Origin of the sequence: Paenibacillus sp. FSL H8-0260, assembly GCF_045040625.1 — a bacterium.
In the GTDB taxonomy this organism is placed as follows: domain Bacteria; phylum Bacillota; class Bacilli; order Paenibacillales; family Paenibacillaceae; genus Paenibacillus_AQ; species Paenibacillus_AQ odorifer.
This window is the reverse complement of the sequence record NZ_CP150298.1, coordinates 301,289-316,316: the sequence shown is the minus strand read 5'-3', so window position 1 is coordinate 316,316 and position 15,028 is coordinate 301,289. Positions and strand designations below refer to the sequence as shown.

The 15,028-nt window shown below is 42.9% G+C and carries 16 protein-coding genes; 10 read left to right on the top strand and 6 right to left on the bottom strand.

The features are described from left to right. The first annotated feature begins 15 nt into the window (after positions 1-15). Positions 16-246 carry a hypothetical protein gene (locus MHI51_RS01450; protein ID WP_254847760.1) on the top strand — a complete coding sequence of 77 codons (231 nt, stop codon included), beginning with the start codon at positions 16-18 and terminating at the stop codon, positions 244-246. A gap of 30 nt (positions 247-276) precedes the next feature. On the opposite strand, the gene MHI51_RS01445 is transcribed toward MHI51_RS01450, so the two are convergent. From MHI51_RS01445 to MHI51_RS01425, 5 genes are all read right to left on the bottom strand, one after another. Further along, the gene (locus tag MHI51_RS01445; RefSeq protein WP_405174032.1) at positions 277-552 is read right to left on the bottom strand and encodes an ArsR/SmtB family transcription factor; all 276 of its coding nucleotides are present in this window, start codon (positions 550-552) and stop codon (positions 277-279) included. 88 nt (positions 553-640) lie between these two features. Further along, the gene (locus tag MHI51_RS01440) at positions 641-1,672 is read right to left on the bottom strand and encodes a LacI family DNA-binding transcriptional regulator (RefSeq protein ID WP_076126967.1); all 1,032 of its coding nucleotides are present in this window, start codon (positions 1,670-1,672) and stop codon (positions 641-643) included. Between the two features lie 164 nt (positions 1,673-1,836). Continuing rightward, positions 1,837-2,670 carry a carbohydrate ABC transporter permease gene (locus MHI51_RS01435; protein WP_036687243.1) on the bottom strand — a complete coding sequence of 278 codons (834 nt, stop codon included), beginning with the start codon at positions 2,668-2,670 and terminating at the stop codon, positions 1,837-1,839. After that, positions 2,670-3,512, bottom strand: coding sequence for a carbohydrate ABC transporter permease (locus MHI51_RS01430; protein WP_036687240.1), 843 nt, complete (start codon positions 3,510-3,512; stop codon positions 2,670-2,672). The genes MHI51_RS01435 and MHI51_RS01430 overlap by 1 nt, the downstream gene beginning before the upstream one ends. 160 nt (positions 3,513-3,672) lie before the next feature. Beyond that, complete coding sequence (locus MHI51_RS01425; RefSeq protein WP_076126963.1) at positions 3,673-5,055, bottom strand: ABC transporter substrate-binding protein; 1,383 nt, start codon at positions 5,053-5,055, stop codon at positions 3,673-3,675. Between the two features lie 333 nt (positions 5,056-5,388). Here MHI51_RS01425 and MHI51_RS01420 point away from each other — a divergent pair, with 333 nt between their 5' ends. From MHI51_RS01420 to MHI51_RS01405, 4 genes are all read left to right on the top strand, one after another. Continuing rightward, positions 5,389-6,039, top strand: a complete 651-nt coding sequence (locus MHI51_RS01420; protein WP_076192573.1) for an N-formylglutamate amidohydrolase — start codon at positions 5,389-5,391, stop codon at positions 6,037-6,039. Between the two features lie 67 nt (positions 6,040-6,106). After that, positions 6,107-6,385, top strand: coding sequence for a hypothetical protein (locus MHI51_RS01415; RefSeq protein ID WP_405173503.1), 279 nt, complete (start codon positions 6,107-6,109; stop codon positions 6,383-6,385). Positions 6,386-6,497: 112 nt separating this feature from the next. After that, positions 6,498-7,151 (top strand): hypothetical protein, encoded by a 654-nt coding sequence (locus tag MHI51_RS01410; RefSeq protein WP_405173502.1) that lies wholly within the window; start codon positions 6,498-6,500, stop codon positions 7,149-7,151. A gap of 14 nt (positions 7,152-7,165) precedes the next feature. Further along, complete coding sequence (locus MHI51_RS01405) at positions 7,166-8,515, top strand: bifunctional folylpolyglutamate synthase/dihydrofolate synthase (protein WP_405173501.1); 1,350 nt, start codon at positions 7,166-7,168, stop codon at positions 8,513-8,515. Here the strand turns inward: MHI51_RS01405 and MHI51_RS01400 are convergent. Then, positions 8,510-9,307: a RimK family alpha-L-glutamate ligase gene (locus tag MHI51_RS01400; RefSeq protein ID WP_405173500.1), complete on the bottom strand. Its 798-nt coding sequence runs from the start codon at positions 9,305-9,307 to the stop codon at positions 8,510-8,512. The two genes, MHI51_RS01405 and MHI51_RS01400, sit on opposite strands and share 6 nt — an antisense overlap. Positions 9,308-9,669: 362 nt before the next feature. On the opposite strand from MHI51_RS01400, the gene MHI51_RS01395 reads away from it, so the two are divergent. From MHI51_RS01395 to MHI51_RS01375, 5 genes are all read left to right on the top strand, one after another. After that, positions 9,670-10,563 (top strand): carbohydrate ABC transporter permease, encoded by an 894-nt coding sequence (locus tag MHI51_RS01395; RefSeq protein WP_036687229.1) that lies wholly within the window; start codon positions 9,670-9,672, stop codon positions 10,561-10,563. Beyond that, positions 10,560-11,438, top strand: a complete 879-nt coding sequence (locus MHI51_RS01390; RefSeq protein WP_038568194.1) for a carbohydrate ABC transporter permease — start codon at positions 10,560-10,562, stop codon at positions 11,436-11,438. The genes MHI51_RS01395 and MHI51_RS01390 overlap by 4 nt, the downstream gene beginning before the upstream one ends. Positions 11,439-11,490: 52 nt before the next feature. Next, positions 11,491-12,876, top strand: a complete 1,386-nt coding sequence (locus tag MHI51_RS01385) for a sugar ABC transporter substrate-binding protein (protein WP_076192581.1) — start codon at positions 11,491-11,493, stop codon at positions 12,874-12,876. A 135-nt stretch (positions 12,877-13,011) separates the two neighbouring features. Further along, a complete protein-coding gene (locus tag MHI51_RS01380) occupies positions 13,012-14,001 on the top strand; it encodes a LacI family DNA-binding transcriptional regulator (protein ID WP_405173499.1) in 990 nt (329 codons plus the stop codon). Between the two features lie 30 nt (positions 14,002-14,031). Further along, positions 14,032-15,027 (top strand): N-acetylglucosamine kinase, encoded by a 996-nt coding sequence (locus MHI51_RS01375; protein ID WP_076275916.1) that lies wholly within the window; start codon positions 14,032-14,034, stop codon positions 15,025-15,027. Position 15,028: the final 1 nt, after the last annotated feature.

The following is a 15,028-nucleotide window of genomic DNA, read 5'->3' as shown; positions in this document are numbered from 1 at the left end:
GGGAGGTTGTGAATATTGGGTATAGTAGTGATTCTCATAGTTGTAGCCGTTATAGCAGCCATTGAAGTTCCCCTGATGTGGAGGAAAAAATTAATCAAGGAGATGTGGGTTTTCTCATTTCTTCTGTTGCTGGGAACTTTCTTCAGTCTTATTAATGCGTTACATATTTCGGTCTCTAACCCATTGGGATGGATGATATTTATCTATAAACCCGTCTCCGATATGGTAAATGCCTGGTTATCCTAAAATGGGACTGAACCATTCCCTTGAGATGGCTTAGTCCCCATGATTAAACGACATTGCCAATTCAGCAAGCGCCCTAAAGTTTGTTGCTAGCCGTTCACGCTCCAGCCAGTAATAGACTTCCTGGCCTCTCTTTTTATGGTCAACAATGCGGGCATCCCGTAGGATTTTGAGATGATGTGAAATCGCTGGCCTGCTTATTTCGAATTCACCTGCAATTTCCCCAACATTCAGCCGACCTTTATTCCCTAATAACGTAACAATCCGAATCCGAGTAGGATCACCAAATGCGGTGAGAAACCGTGTGATGCTGTTGATATCGTTAGGTTTAATCTCTTGCGGTTCTATCTCCCCACCCCGATTCGTAAATAAACTTAAACATACTCACTTGTTGAAACTACAATAAAGACCTTGTAGATTCTCTAACTATTAATTCAGCCGGGAAAATCTGATGCGCATGCTTAACCTTCTTATTGATGAGATCAAAAAGAATCTTAATCGTCGCTTCCGCAATCTCCACTACCGGCTGTTTGATGGTAGTAATAGAAGGATTATAATAGAAGGAAATATCCAATCCGTCATAACCAGCCACAGAGTAATCTTCCGGGACTTGCTTGCCCGCTTCAAATATTGCCTTACAGGCGCCGATAGCCATACTATCTGATAAGGTAAAAATAGCGGTGAACTCTTCACCTAACTCTAGCAATTCTTTTGTAACCGCATACCCATTTTCCATACTGTAACTGTCGATATCCTCTTTCATCCGCCGCACTAGCCGTTCATTATAAGCGATTCCATGATCAGCTAAAGCCCTTTTATAACCTTCATATCTTAACTTACCGATACTTACATCTTCTTCTGGTGCAGTAATGACTGCGATTTTCTCATGCCCCAGATTACATAAATAGTCCACAATCTTATAGCTCTCATTAAAGTCATCTACAGATACAGAAGAATAGTCGCTCAAATCAAACTCTTCCGTCATCCCAATCGTACTAAGGACAAATGGAACCGTTAATTGCTGTAATTTCTCTTGAGAGTGTGAGAATAAACCTCCTAAAAAGACAATTCCCTTCAGCCTTTTTTCTTTCTCCAGCTCAATCGCCACTTCGATCTCATCTTGATTCTCATCAACTCGTTGTAGGATGAAGGAGTATTTCTTGCGTTGAATCTCTTTTTCGAACACTTTGATCATCGGGCTAAAAAATGGATTGGATATCCCTTTAATCAATACTGCAATCGTTTTCGAATCAGAACGTTTTAAATTTCTTGCACTGTTGTTCGGGACATAATGATTTTCTTTGATAACCCTCATAACCATCGCTTTTGTTTCTTCATTAATATCCGGATGATTGTTAATAGCCCTTGATACAGTAGTCACGCCAACACCGCATAATTTGGCGATGTCTATAATAGTCAGTCTCTCCATTTCTATCTATCCTTTACTTGTTAGTATCTATCAAACTCCTTAATCCTTATTCAACTTCATAGTCAAAATAAGAAAGCAGGGGATTCCTGATGGTCACCCACCAAGAAAAACACCCTACTCGCTTCTTACATGAATATTAATTTATTTAACGAGGTAGATCAAGCTTAACCCTTAACCGCACCTGCAACGACACCTTCGATGATGTACTTTTGACAAGTCAGGTAGAAAATGATGATTGGCACAATAGCTAAGACCAGCATCGCCATCATAGCTCCCATGTCAATCGATCCGTATCCACCTTTTAGGTACTGGATCGCAATAGGAATCGTTTTATATTCTGTACCAATCAGCAGGTCTGGCAATAGGAAGTCGTTCCATACCCACATTACATTAAGGATAGCTACAGTTACAGCAATAGGTTTCAGGATGGGCAATACCACTTTAAAGAAGGCCTGAGGTGGATTACAGCCATCAATCATTACCGCTTCTTCAACCTCAAGCGGGATAGACTTCACAAATCCGCTAAACATAAACACAGACAGCCCTGATCCAAACCCTAAATAGATTAAGATAATCCCAATCGGATTGTCGAGATGCAGCACGTTTGCAGTCTTAGTCATTGTGAACATAACCATTTGGAAAGGCACGATCATCGAGAATACAAACGCATAATACATCATGCCTGTGAATTTGGACTTCACCCGGGTAATGTACCATGCAGTCATGGAAGTAAATAACACGATCACAGCCACCGAGCATACCGTAATAAACAAGGACATTCCGAAGGCACTGAAGAAATCAATCTTTGCTACACCACTAGTATAGTTCTTTAAACCAACAAACGTAGTCTCATTAGGGAATAAGAACGGCGTATCACTAATGTAGAACTTACCCTTGAAGGAGTTCATCAGAACAATAAAAATAGGAGATAAGAACGCAATGGCCAAGACCAACAAAATGGTGAATATAGAGTAATCTTTTGCTCTAGTCTTTTGCATTAGTTCTCAACCTCCTTTCTTCTAGTAATGACAAGTTGTATTAAGGCGATTAAGGCTACTAAAGCAAAGAATACGACGGCTTTCGCTTGACCGACACCTTCCCATCCTGATTTTCCGTAGAATGTATTGTAGATGTCCAGTGCTAACATGGAGGTCTGCTTAGAAGGAGCACCAGCGGTCAACGCTAAGTTCTGGTCAAACAATTTAAATGAATTGGATAAGGTTAAGAATAAACAAATAGTAATGGACGGCATTACGAGTGGAATAGTCACATTACGCAAAATCTTAGAACGTGAAGCTCCGTCAATTCTTGCGGCTTCTACTATATCTTTAGGAACATTCTGAATACCTGCAACATAGATAATCATCATGTACCCTATCAATTGCCAATTCATAAGAACGATTAGTCCCCAAAATCCATACGTTGCATCAGAGGTCAAAGTGACACCAAATTTGTACAAAATCCCATTAAAAATCAGCTGCCAGATGTATCCTAATACGATACCGCCTATCAAGTTAGGCATAAAGAAGATCGTTCTAAATACGTTGGTACCTTTTAGCTTTCTAGTTAATAACATCGCCAAGATGAAGGCGAACACATTAATAGTAAGAACAGATAAAACTGTGAATTTAACGGTGAAACCTAATGCATTTAGAAACTCTTGATTCGAAAAAGCTTTAGCGTAATTGCCAAACCCTATCCATGTTGCATCATTGACTGTAGTAAACTCTGTAAAAGACAAATATATACCCAAAAGAAAAGGGATCACAAAGGCAATTCCAAAGGCTATTATGGTCGGTAATGCAAAAAGAGCAAAATATTTTTTTATCGATTTTTCCATGGAGTCTTCTCCTATCTCAGTATGGAAAATGATGAAACAGATGTAGCAAGATCCACTCCAATTGTTGCTTAGTGCCACTGAATCCCGAGGGAGCCCAGTGGCACTAAGCTTTTATCTGTATGACAACTGAGAGTTATTCAAGCATCTTTCCATGCATTTATTATTTTGCTTTTTCAGCCTTCCAAGTGTCCTTGAAGATGGTTACAACTTCATCCCAAGTTTTGTTTCCTTGAGCGTATTGCAAGAGGGCATCACCAAAGACGTTTTTGAATTCTTCACTTGGGAATGCTGCGAATGTCCAAGCTACAGAAGTAAGATCTTTTTCCATCCAAGCAGATACTTCTTTAGCAAGTGGATCTGCTGGTTTTTCGCTGTCTTCAAAGGTATTGAATGGTGCGATGAAGCCTAGATCGTTAGTTACATAAGCTTTACCTTTTTCACTGGAGAACAACCATTCCAGGAAAGCGATAGAAGCTTGTTGGTTCTCAGCAGATACTTTGCTGTTGATTGCGAAATAGTTTTCTGTACCTACAGCCAAACCTTGTTTTTCTTCGCCTTCCATACCTGTGTAGATAGGCAAGAATTTGATTTCTTCAGCTTTAACTACGTTACCGTCAACATCGTTGATTTGTGACCATGCCCAGTTACCATTTTGAACCATAGCTGCGTTACCAAGTGCAAATTCAGCCATGGAGTCAGCTACGGATTTACTACCCAGCAAGGATTCTTTAGTTACAGAGTTCTTGATGTACAGATCGAAGATGTTTTTAAATTTATCGTTGTATTTGAATTCAACTTCTTTAGAAGCTAGACCCGCAAGAACGGTGTTGTCAAACTCAGTATTGTCTTTGAATTCATAGTACAGCGGCAAGTTTGCAAGGTGAGTCTGCCATCTCCATTGCTCACCAGCAGCGAGGGAAGTGGAGGCGAATACACCTTTAATGCCCAGTTGGTCTTTTTTAGCCGTCATATCTTCTACTACTGCTTTCAAAGTGTCGAAGTTATTGATCTCAGTTGTGGAGGAGATCGATACCGCTTTATCAGCCAAAGCGAAGTATTTCTTCATAATTGCGTCGTTGTAGATGATGCCGTATCCTTCAACTACGTAAGGGATACCATACACGCCTTCACCTTCAGTTACAGCCAAGCTTTTGTCGGACAGATAGCTGTAAAGCTTAGTATCTTTCAAATCCAAGGTGTAATCTTTCCAGGATTGAAAACCAACAGGTCCGTTAATTTGGAAAATAGTTGGCGCTTCAGACTTGGAGATTTCGGATTTCAATTTAGTTTCGTAAGTACCCGCAGCAGCCGTTACGACTTTTACCTTAACTCCTGTTTCTGCTTCGTAATCCTTAGCGATCTTTTCATATATTTCTGCAATCTCAGGTTTGAAGTTCAAGAAATAAACTGACCCTTTTTTACCAGATGTAGCGTTTCCATCATTGGATGCAGAATTATTTTCTTTATTCCCACATCCTGCCGCTAAGACAACAACCATAGACATTACTAACATGAGCCCTAAATATTTTTTGATATTCTTCATTCTTCTTCCCCCTCGTACTTTTTATTAGATTACTTCGCATGAAGACGTTCCGATGCTGTTAGTGAAAATTATGTCAGCGTTTTCATTTGCTTAAGTAATCCCCAGCCTACTTTTTGGTATCCTTCTCGGTATCCTTATCGGTAACGTTTTCAATTGAAATATTAGCACACCATTTTGAACTTTTCAATAGCCAATCTTTTAGAATCATTTTATGGAAAAACTGCCCACGGCAAACCTTGCAAGCGTTATAATAGATTCATCCTTATTCATGAATGGTGAATGCTTAGGACATACTAATGGTTAACGACCCATTAAATAACTATGAATAGGTGATTGCATATTTTATCTCTGATCGAACAGTATGAGCTACAATTCTCCAATAATAATTATTTTGGCGATATCGGGGTAGATCCCTCTTACTCCATTGTAGAAGGCTCCCTTCCTGTACTAGTCTCAGCTCCACATGCCATTAATCATTTTCGAGAACATGCTGTAAAACCAGCTGACATGTATACAGGCTCCCTTGCCCTCTTGTTACAAAAGCTCACCAATTGCTACTGTATTTATTCGAATAGCTTTTCCAAAGAAGACCCAAATTACATCTTAGGTGGAGAATATAAGGCTGCGCTACGAGCGCTTGTCAAAGAACATCGCATTCAGTTTGTGATCGATCTGCACGGAGCTTCCAAACTTCGAGAGTTTGATATTGACCTAGGGACACTGTACGGAACCTCTATACGAGAGAATAATTTAAATGACGTCATAGGCATCTTTAACAATAATGGTATTACCAATGTTCGACAAAATCATACATTTTCTGCATCCCATCCTGGAACGATTACTTCATATTGCGCTAAGGAATTGTTAGTTCAAAGTATTCAAATTGAAATTAATCGAAATTATCGTAACCCGAATGCGTTTGATTTATTCCAAAAAACCATTCATTCCCTTGAACAAATCATTAAACTATTGGGCGGTGTCTGACATTATTATCGAGCAAACCTTTACTATTCTAGACAAACAAAGCCTTCAACCTCGTGAAGAAATCACAATGAACTCCGAAGAGTTAAAGGAATTAGGTTTAGTCCAGCATATCTTCGTTGATCTTACAGCAGAGAATGGTGTCAAAGTCAGCTGTTTAATTTTAACGGCAGATGAGGTGCCAAGAGGTACAATCCAATTATCCAAGCGGGCAAAGGACAAGCTCGGGGACTGCCTGACTACAGGATTAACAATAACGAAGCCAGAATACGACACAGTTCTTCGGGGAATTCCTAAAGGACGAGATTGCCAAACCCTATGTAAAAGCCTGTCCAGCACTCGTCCGTAAATATACAAATCAAGTAGAACTTATCAATCCCAAAAATGGCTTCCGGGTAAACCTAACTTTACGAGAAGATAGCACAGCCAAACCGAATACCCTTTACTTCAACAGATACATCATGTTATTGCTTGAAACCCATTCCGAGGGGCATGATCCATTAATCATTACTCGCGCTAGGACGCGTTCTCAACCCAAGCCAGGCATACATAAACTTATAAATCAACTGATCCAACGGCCCTTAAGTGCATTAGGGAACTTTTTTATTGGCAAAAGAGAGCTCACCCTCAGAGTGGGTCATCCTTACCCTTTTGATGAGCACCAGAATTTATGCAGAATTCATCCGAATGTTAGAAAACTGCTAGGCATGGAAGAAACAGATCAGATCGTGATCTCCTATAATTCCAAACAAATCACCATCCCCATCTTAGACATCGATACGGAGCATATTGCCCAGTCAGTCAAGCTTCATGCGGATAATGAGCAGCTTAAATTTATCGACAGCCACTTATTTATCGGGATCACCGCCTTATCGCGTAACGAGTTAGAAATCCCAAGCATCGGCACATCAGTTACCGTAAAAAGAAGTATGTACTCCTTATTCCTAAAGCACTTAAACAAACTGGTCTTACCTGTTATCGCTTTGTTGTTCACCATAGTACAGCTATATAAGGATTTGAACTGGAGCATCGCTCTGACCGTCATCATTTCTCTTGTGTTACTTCCGATTATCATCTACACAACACTATCTGAGGAACGCGCCAAAATTAATTAAATGGAGGGATTTCCGTGGAATTCACTTCACAATCCCAAGTAGAAGATATGATCTACAGCTCTTACCTAAGGGCCATTAACAACATTACAGAGACTTTGGATGAAGAAGTTAGAAAACCGGAGTTAACCAGAGCATTACTGGATGCAGTCGGAAGTCCGGATCGCAATCAAAAATACATACTGGTCACAGGCAGTAAAGGTAAGGGCTCCACCTCTAGATTTATTTCCTCTCTGTTAAGTCACTTGGGATATAAAGTGGGGTTATTCACCTCCCCTCACCTGGTAGATTTCAACGAAAGAATCCGGATCAATGGGCAGGCAATAGCCACAGAAGATTTTGTACGATTAGGTAATGTAATTTGCGGGGGCTTCCACCAGATCGAAGAGCAGCTTGCTGCTGATGAATATCAAGGTCCGGTTGGGGTTGCTTTGGCTATTGCGGCTTTGTACTTTAAGGAGAAGGGTACAGATATCAATGTGATTGAATGCGGTAGAGGAGGAAGGTTTGATGACACCAATGTCCTGAGCAATGACTGGGCTGTCATTACCCCGATTATGGAAGAGCATGTAGCCCATTTGGGACCTGATCTGAACAGCATTACACTGCACAAGCTTGGGATTGTCAAAAACAACATAACAAACGTCTATGTTAGCAAACAGAAATCCGACGTTCTTGCGATCATGAAGGACAACCTGTCCTCCAACCCTGTGCAATATTATGAAGAACAGTTTTTAGCTGAATCTATCACCACCACTTCTGTCGGAACTACTTTTGATGTCCGGACGAAGCCAGCCGTTTATCCAGCCTTGACCCTTCCGCTATTGGGACAGTTTCAAGCGGTCAATGCTGCCAGCGCAGTCGCACTTTGTGAAGAGATTACAGGGGGACCCCTTGATCAGGAGATCGTACATCACTGTTTTGAACAATTACAATGGCCGGGACGTTGTGAAGTTATCTGTCATGACCCACTGACGATTATTGACGGAGCTATTCATAGAGATTCTGCAAGCTATCTGGCTGAACTTATTCAATTAGTGAATCCTGAGCGCAGCCGTACCGTCACATCCATCATCGGTGTCCCTAAGGATAAAGATTACACAGGGGTCATCGAAGTCATGAGTACAGTCTCGGATCAACTAATCGTAACCAAACCCGATATAACCCATCTAATTTTCCCAACGGATGCCCTGCTTATCGCTAAAAGTTTTCTCGAAAAAAGTTCCGAATTCCCTTATTTAGAGGATGCTCTTACGTATGTTAAAGAACAATCACCTTCGGAGATTATTGTAATCGTGGGTACGCAAACTCTAATCGGAAATGCCAAAAGATTATTCGGGCAATCGCTGCTGAATATCGGCTTATAACTGATTCATACGCTGAAGAATAACTTCCCTGTAAAGGTCTGAGAGGCCAGGTACTTCACTTGGATTTTGCTTACAATATTCATCTAACATCACCTTATGGTTGACCTCAATCACCATCAAGCCTTGATTTGTCTCTAAGATATCTACTGAGCAGAAATCAAGGCCCAGCGCTTTAGAGGTCCGGGAGGCAAGCTCCGCCAGCGCCTCTTGTTTGGCCTGATCTTTCACCTCAATCGTAACAGCTCCGTTAATCAAATTATGCTTCCACGAACGAACTTTTTTTTTGCCAAGGAATACACGCGCCTGATGATTAAAAGTTACAATTCTATACTCAATCTCCGCTTCATAATAAGGACCTATTGCCCCATTAAGCTGTAAAGAAAATAATAAATCCAGCTTTTCGTGCAGATCGGCTATCTCATTGATTTTGTACACATGATTTCCCTGCGCCCCGTTATCCTGCTTCATAACTACCTCCCCATTGCATGCTTGGAAATAATGCTCAGCCAATGGATAAGGATTCAAATTGCTAAATTTGGAGTCAGGATGCGGCAAATAAATATGTTCTACAGCTGGGATATTCGCCTTATGCAAAACATCATAAGTTAGAGATTTACTCATGGCAATGATCGTAGAAGCACTCTTGTTTAGTCCGATCTCAGCGTCTACCATCACAAATGATTTCACTCCATCTGTCGCTCTATATACGAAATTCGGTGTAATTTCCTCAAAGCTAATCCCTGAGGCTGTAACAGAATGCTGGATCATTTTTAAGTAAGGTCTAGTCGTCATTCAGTTTCCTCATTTCTAACAAAATATGACCAACCCTAATCATAGCATGAGGAATATTAATAAAAAATAATAAAATTGCGTTATAATAGTTAACACAATAATCTCCCGAATCTTATTTCAGGTCCCTTTTTCACAAAAATGACAGACTGTATGTTACGTTTAATGACTGACAGCGCTTTTATAGTTAAAATAAGTGTTGATTATTTAGTGATCATCCTCTATGATAAGCTTATTAAAGCGAATCAAAAAGTTAAAGCGGTTAAACTTTAATCTCTAGGTACCTAGTATTATTGCTAATTAATAGTGTTAGTATGAACAAAGGTTAAAGCGCTTATACTTTTAAAACGAGAGGTTGGTGTGTCATGATCAATCGCGAGAACAGGCGGCAGACGTTCTATATGTATCTGTTCATTTCTCCTTGGATTATCGGCTTCCTAGTATTCGCCCTTTATCCTATCTTATCATCGCTTTACTTCAGCTTTACTGATTATGACATCATACACCCACCTAAATTTATCGGGCTCGCTAACTACACAGAGATGTTTCACAATGACCTGTTCTGGAAATCGGTGGTTGTCACGCTGAGATATACCTTCATCGGTGTACCTATCCAGCTTGCACTCGGTCTTGGCTTTGCGCTATTGCTCCACCAGACCATTCCTTTGCGCGGCTTTTTCAGAACAGCAATGTATTTCCCAAGCATGGTATCCGGCGTGGCCATGTCCCTGCTGTGGTACTGGATCTTCAACCCGCAGATCGGGCTCTTCAATTACATCCTTTCCTGGTTCGGCATTCATGGACCAGCTTGGCTGATGAACCCAGACACTGCTCTATATGCCTTAATCATCATGACCTTCTGGACAGCAGGCTCAGGAATGATTTTATTCCTCGCAGGTCTGCAAGGCGTACCGGCTAGCTTGATCGAAGCCGCTAACCTTGACGGTGCCGGGCGCTTCAGAATCTTCCTGAACATTACCTTACCGATGATCTCTCCCGTGCTGCTCTTCCAACTGATCATGGGACTAATTGATTCCTTCCAAGTCTTTACCCAAGCTTTTGTCATGACTCAAGGGGGGCCGAATTACTCTACCTGGTTCTATGTCTATAATCTCTACACCAGCGCTTTCAAAGAATATCGTGCCGGTTATTCCTCAGCCTTGGCATGGGTGCTCCTTATCGTAGTTATGCTCTGCACTGCACTAATTATGAAATTGTCTAACCGTTATGTTCACTATGAAGGAGGCGGACGCAAATGAGTACAGTCAGAGCGCTAAGCCCCCGGACTAAAGGAACAAAACGCCGCCGGAAAGCGGAGCCTGTTAAGATTTTCAGCTTTATTACTCTAGTAGTTACAACATTTCTGATGCTGCTTCCTTTGTTCTTCATGGTCTCCACTTCACTTAAGTCCAAACGCGAGATGCTGAAGTTCCCACCCACCTTTCTTCCGGAGAGCTGGCAGTGGAGCAATTACACAGAAATATTTGATACCCTGCAGTTCGGTACACTTTATAAAAACAGTCTGATTATCGCCGGCTTTAGTGTTGTGGGAACCTTGATTTCTTCGGCGCTGGTTGCCTATGGATTCGCCAGATTCAGAGGTACAGGTAATCAGGTGTGGTTCATCCTGCTGCTGAGCACCATGATGTTACCCTATCCGGCCATTATGATTCCGCAATTTGTACTCTTTTCGCAAATGAACTGGATAGATACCTTTTTACCCCTGATCGTGCCTGCTTTCTTCGGCTCAGCCTATAATATTTTTCTGCTGCGCCAATTCTTCTCCACATTGCCTGAAGAGCTGTTTGATGCCGGACGCATTGATGGCTGTGGTGAAATACGGATGTGGGCTACCATAGCAATCCCACTCTCCAAACCTGCACTTGCGACCGTAGCTATCTTTGCTTTTATCTACAACTGGAATGATCTGCTTACGCCAGTGCTTTACTTAAGCTCATCAGATAAGTTCACGCTACCCGTCGGGATGGCTTCTCTTACCTCATCGAGGTTCCGCATACCACCTTGGCATCTGCTAATGGTTGCTTCGGTTCTAGCTATGGTCCCAATCGTTACGCTGTTTGCTGTAGCCCAGAAACAGTTCGTCGAAGGGATTGTACTTACAGGGATTAAGTAATAATCCGCCATCCGGCGGCCAAATATACTTGAAATCATGGAGGGTTTAGCTAATGAACAAGAACAGGAAAAGTATTGCGCTTTTACTTGCAGCTACCATGCTCGTTGTTCTAGCCTTATCAGGCTGTAGCGGCGGCAAATCGGCGGGTAACGCCCTATCTGAAGGAAACGGTGGCTCTACTAATTCTGGAGGCAAAGCAGAAACGGTAACGATTACCCATTACACAATAGATTCAGAAGACCGCACATTTGTCGAAAAATTAATCCCTGATTTCGAGAAGCAGCATCCGAATATTAAAGTGAAAGTGGAAAAAGCGCCTTATGAGCAGTTCGACAGCAAGCTGCAAACGCTAATTGCCGGCGGCAAATCGCCCGACGTGACAAGTCACTGGGGGTATGGAGGTTTCGCAGAATACTACAATAAGGGTATGTTGTTCGATATGACCGACCTTATGAAAGAGGATGGTTTCAAGGCAGAGGATTATAGTATCCCAGAGAATCTAATGGGTATCTACAAGGTTAAAGATCACACTTACGGCATCCCGGTCAATATGTATGTCACCTTAATGCTCTATAACAAAGACATGTTTGATGCTGCCAAACTGACTTATCCAACAAGCGATTATGAAGATAAGAGCTGGACGTTTGAAAAAATGGTCGACGAAGCTAAACAAATGACGCTTGTATCCGATGATATCGCCAAAACTCAATATGGCGTAGACTTCACTTGGTCCGAACGCGATATGCGGCCGTTATATTTTGGAGCGGAGCCTTACTCAGAAGATACATGGACTAATGGCGGCGTGCCTTCCGAGACTTATTTTGACTCCCCTGAAGTGATCGCTGCCTACAACAAGCTTTTTGATCTTGTCTTTAAGGATAAAGTCTCTCCTTCTTCCGAATGGAGCAAAAGTGTAGCTGGACAGAACGGCGATCCCTTTGTTGCTGGTAAAATCGGCATGTCTATCGGAGGCTCATGGAACCTTGCAGGTGCAAATGACTTCCCCTTCAAAATTGGCGTAGCCGCTGTACCATGGGGAGGAAACGAAAAGGTACGCAGCACCCTTTATGTCGATCCGCTGCTGATCTTGAAGGACTCCAAACATCCGAAGGAAGCTTTTGAATGGATCAAATACCTGATCACAAGCGAAGTGCAAGAGAAATCCATTGAGCTTAGTGGCGGTAACCCACCAGTCAACACCGAAGCTGCAGAAGCTTACTATAAACATTTTGAAGGTATCGATCCACAGGATATCAAAAATGTCTACGAGGGTGCTGTTAACTACGGCTTCGAATCCTATAACCACTTAATCACCAACTACTCGCAAATTAATGACATGTTCATTAATGAATTGCAGCCAGTAGAAACTGGACATAAGACGGTTGAAGAGGTGATGGCGACGATTCAGAAGAAGGTTACAGAGATCATTCAGCGATAACTGTTTGGCAGGTATACCGCCCCCTTTAGGGACGGTATACCTGCGTGAAATCATACGTTTAGCGGACAGTCTGCCAACCCTGTATACTGAAAGTAGAAAACAGGATCGGAAAATCTGCCGTGAGGAGAATTAAAGATGAAAGTTAGTATTTTTGATGTAGCCAAAAAATCCGGATTATCCGTTGTAACCGTATCCCGGGTGTTAAATGGGGCCGAATCGGTACGCGAGAATAATCGCCAAAAGGTGCTGGAGGCAATTAAAGAGCTGGATTACCGCCCTAATGCTGCGGCACGCAGTCTGGCAAGCGGTAAGACGGGAATTATCGGCATTATTGTCACTACCCTGCAAGATTCCTTTTTTGACGCAGTGGTCAAAGAGCTGAATGAAATATTAGCGATGCATGGTTATTTTTTAGCCATATCCATCTCAACAGGCATCGAATCGGATGATAGCCATTATTTAATTCAGGAGGATCGTGTAGACGGTTTAATTCTGCTCTCTCCGATGGAAGAGGACAATTATATTGTGGAGTTAAAACGGCGGGGTATTCCTTATGTGCTGATAGATAATCAGAAGCCCGAAAATGATACCTACTCCATCACGATCGACAACTTCAAGGGGGGATACGCAGCTACGCGTCATCTGCTGGAGCTGGGACACACTTCAATCGCTCATCTCTGCGGTCAGGAAATGTTCCGGAGTACGCGGGAGCGGCGCAGTGGATTTCTACAGGCGCTTCGGGAACAAGGACTGGCCCCCTTTGAGATCGTGCCTGGTGATTTCGATATTGGGATGGGATACGATACCTGCAAACGTTGGCTGAAGGAAGGAAAGCTGCCCACCGCCGTATTTGCCGGGGATGACAATATCGCGCTTGGAGTCATCAATGCCCTGATGGAAGCGGGCATTCAGGTACCCGAAGAGGTGGCAGTGGTCGGCTATGACGATCATTATATTGCTTCACAGCTTCATCCACATCTGACAACAATACGTCAGCCTGCAGACAAAATCGGGCTGGCAGCCGCGGATATGCTGCTCAAACGCATCTCCGGAAAGATGAAACGTGGAGCCGGGATGCGGATTGATCCTGAACTTATCGTACGTGAATCTACCGGAGCTGAGTAGATTAAATTTATACACTAGGAGTGACGACCATTGACTTACTACTTGGGGATCGATGGGGGAGGCACGAAAACCTATGCTCTGCTAAGCGATGAACATGGCAATGTTCTTGGCAAAGGCAAGAGTGGTAACGGCAACCACCAGACAGGCGCCCTTGAGGCCGCCAACAGTATTAAAGAGGCCACATTCGGGGCGCTGGCTGAAGCCGGACTCCGGTTGGAAGACATCCAGCATACCTATCTCGGACTTGCCGGTGCTGATCGCGAGGCCGACTATGCTATTCTCCATCCGATGATACGCCAGATAGGATTCACCAAATACACCATTAACTGTGACACTATGATCGGTCTACGCGCCGGAACGAATCGCCCATATGGTGTCGCGCTCATCTGCGGCACCGGCACCAATTCAGCAGGCAGAAACCTGCAGGGAGAGCATTATCAATGCGGCGGCTTTGACTATATGTACGGTGATTTTGGCGGGGGTGGCGCACTCAATATTGAGGTGTTTCGTTCCGTTATCCGAGCTTGGGACGGCCGGGAACAGCCCACCCTATTAACAGGCTTACTGCTAAAAATGTTAGGTTATGAGGAAGTTGGGCATATGTTTCACGATTTCCTTGATCATTGGAAAAAAGTCCCCGTAAATGTTGCCCGCCTGCTCTTTGAAGCAGCAGCTGAAGGAGATGCCGTAGCATTGGAGATTTTACATCGGCAAGGGGTTGAACTAGGGAAGTCTGCGGCAGCTATCATTCACAAGCTAGGCATGGAGCAGGAGGCCTTCGATGTGGTGCTGGCAGGAAGTCTGCTAACCCGAGGGGATCGCGGTTGGATTCGCCAGCCTATCGAGAAAGCTGTACACGCTGCAGCCCCTCAGGCAACCGTGGTTACCCTTGCCACAGAGCCTGTAGTCGGTGCAGTATGGTCAGCTATGGATCAAGATGGGTTGACCCTTAGTAGTGAAGTATATGAGAAAATGCGGAAATTTCAGGATTATGAATCGATCAAACAAACTACAAGACAGGAGTGAT

Excerpts from the sequence above, each read along its gene's own strand:
- MHI51_RS01440 (WP_076126967.1), bottom strand. The coding sequence starts at position 1,672 with ATGGAGAGACTGACTATTATAGACATCGCCAAATTATGCGGTGTTGGC.
- MHI51_RS01435 (WP_036687243.1), bottom strand. The coding sequence starts at position 2,670 with ATGCAAAAGACTAGAGCAAAAGATTACTCTATATTCACCATTTTGTTG.
- MHI51_RS01430 (WP_036687240.1), bottom strand. The coding sequence starts at position 3,512 with ATGGAAAAATCGATAAAAAAATATTTTGCTCTTTTTGCATTACCGACC.
- MHI51_RS01425 (WP_076126963.1), bottom strand. The coding sequence starts at position 5,055 with ATGAAGAATATCAAAAAATATTTAGGGCTCATGTTAGTAATGTCTATG.
- MHI51_RS01415 (WP_405173503.1), top strand. The coding sequence starts at position 6,107 with ATGAACTCCGAAGAGTTAAAGGAATTAGGTTTAGTCCAGCATATCTTC.
- MHI51_RS01410 (WP_405173502.1), top strand. The coding sequence starts at position 6,498 with ATGTTATTGCTTGAAACCCATTCCGAGGGGCATGATCCATTAATCATT.
- MHI51_RS01400 (WP_405173500.1), bottom strand. The coding sequence starts at position 9,307 with ATGACGACTAGACCTTACTTAAAAATGATCCAGCATTCTGTTACAGCC.
- MHI51_RS01395 (WP_036687229.1), top strand. The coding sequence starts at position 9,670 with ATGATCAATCGCGAGAACAGGCGGCAGACGTTCTATATGTATCTGTTC.
- MHI51_RS01390 (WP_038568194.1), top strand. The coding sequence starts at position 10,560 with ATGAGTACAGTCAGAGCGCTAAGCCCCCGGACTAAAGGAACAAAACGC.
- MHI51_RS01385 (WP_076192581.1), top strand. The coding sequence starts at position 11,491 with ATGAACAAGAACAGGAAAAGTATTGCGCTTTTACTTGCAGCTACCATG.
- MHI51_RS01380 (WP_405173499.1), top strand. The coding sequence starts at position 13,012 with ATGAAAGTTAGTATTTTTGATGTAGCCAAAAAATCCGGATTATCCGTT.